The sequence below is a fragment of the Pseudomonas sp. HMWF006 genome (assembly GCF_003061205.1).
In the GTDB taxonomy this organism is placed as follows: Bacteria; Pseudomonadota; Gammaproteobacteria; order Pseudomonadales; family Pseudomonadaceae; genus Aquipseudomonas; species Aquipseudomonas monsensis.
Map to the genome: position 1 here is coordinate 1 of NZ_QAIU01000616.1, position 1,768 is coordinate 1,768.

The 1,768-nt window shown below is 61.5% G+C and carries 2 protein-coding genes and 1 pseudogene; 1 reads left to right on the forward strand and 2 read right to left on the reverse strand.

The genetic code is table 11. The annotated features are described in order from the left end of the window. The coding region (locus DBR24_RS28630; protein WP_146189142.1) for a thermonuclease family protein at nt 1–655 on the reverse strand (655 nt) is incomplete at its 3' end. Between the two features lie 41 nt (nt 656–696). Continuing rightward, nucleotides 697–915 (reverse strand): 50S ribosomal protein L31, encoded by a 219-nt coding sequence (rpmE, locus tag DBR24_RS28635; protein WP_123470748.1) that lies wholly within the window; start codon nt 913–915, stop codon nt 697–699. Between the two features lie 288 nt (nt 916–1,203). Here rpmE and DBR24_RS34245 point away from each other — a divergent pair. Further along, nucleotides 1,204–1,768, forward strand: a pseudogene (locus DBR24_RS34245) (primosomal protein N'); the annotation flags it as partial.

The following is a 1,768-nucleotide window of genomic DNA, read 5'->3' on the forward strand; positions in this document are numbered from 1 at the left end:
GCGCTTGCAAGCGCGCCATGTCGAATTGTCCGACGAGATTGGGTGCAACACGCAATACAACGGCGCCCTGCAACTCGATCCAGATTCCGCCCCAATTGCGCTGCACCTTGCTCACACGACCGCTGAGCACGGCGAAACCCGAGCGCTGGATCTGCTCCGCTTTCAGTACAGGTGACTGTCGCCAAAGGCCTCGGCCAGCCTGTCGCGCACTGCGTTCGGCAGCCTGCTGACAGGCAACAAGATCGACATTCGGTGCTACCGCGACCTGGAAGCCAAGACCGTCAGCCAGCATTTGCGCCTCAAGGTTGGCGCCGCTGACGTTATAGAGGTGGGCGAGCGTACGCCCGTAATGGTCTTTCGCTTGCTTGCCGGGGAGCACAACGACTTGTCCGCCACTGTCATCAATCAACGCTTGCAGACGCTGGCGTGCAGCCACGGCAAAGGGTTCATCGCTGCGACCCTGCTTGCCCAATTCCGGCGTGTTGAGGCCGATCATGCGCACACTGCGGCCATCGCTCAGGCGCACCGTGTCACCATCAACGACACGCTGTACGGCGACGCTCGGCAACCCCACAGGCGCCGGGCAGAAGGCCTGAGCCCCGGAAAGCCAAATCGCGGACACAAAAAAGGCGCCCGCAAGGGACGCCTTTTTCATCAGACCGGAAAAGCCGCTGAGGTTTTCCAGAATGAAGGGCCTTAGGCCTTTTTCGCGCCGAAAGCACCGAAACGGTCGGCGAACTTCTGAACGCGACCACCGGTGTCCAGAGTCTTCTGCTTACCGGTGTAGAACGGGTGGCATTCGTTGCAAACGTCGATCGCCAGGGCTTTGCCGAAGGTCGAACGAGTTTCGAACTTGTTACCGCACGAGCAGGTAACAGCGATTTCTGGGTAATTCGGGTGGATATCAGCTTTCATGATGTCTTCCTCAGCTAGCGTGCCGCCACCCAACACGATTGTTGAATACCGCACGTAATTAGGCCGCGGATTCTACCAGACAATGTCAATCGCGCAAGCTGTCCCTGAGACCGACCGTCTGCTAGGCTCCCGGCCTTGAACGTACTCCACTGTGGGAGCGAGCTTGCTCGCGAACGCGGTGTGCCAGTTGATGACTCAGTGCCTGACACACCGCGTTCGCGAGCAAGCTCGCTCCCACAATTGATCTGCGCTCACTACCTTATTTTGCGCTTATAGAGATCCCCCCGCGTGCCCGACGCCATTCTGCGCCTCGCCCTGCCTTCGCCCTTGCGCCGCCTGTTCGACTATCGGGCGCCGGCCGGCGTGCTGCGCGCCCAGTTGCAACCGGGCATGCGCCTGCGGGTGCCGTTCGGGCGACGGGAGATGATCGGGATTCTGGTCGAGATCACCGACACCAGCGAAGTACCGGCAGAAAAACTCAAACCGGCGCTGGCCCTGCTTGATGCCGAGCCGCCGTTACCGCCAGCACTGTTCAAGCTGTGCCTGTGGACGTCGCAGTATTACCAGCACAGCCTCGGCGACACCTTGAGCTGGGCCCTGCCGGTATTGCTGCGCCAGGGCGAACTGGCCGAGGCCCGTCAGGAGCGCTTCTGGTCGGTCGTACCTGGCGCCAGCCTCGATGATCCGCGCATCGCCCGCGCCCCGCGCCAGCGTGAAGCACTGGCGACACTGGCGCAGCATCCGCACGGTGTGGCCCATCAGTTGTTGAGCAAACTGATGCTGAGCAAAGACAGCCTCGACCTGCTGCTGGCGAAGAACCTGGTACAAGTGGAGATCCGGCGCCACGCCCCCG

Excerpts from the sequence above, each read along its gene's own strand:
- rpmE (WP_123470748.1), bottom strand. The coding sequence starts at position 915 with ATGAAAGCTGATATCCACCCGAATTACCCAGAAATCGCTGTTACCTGC.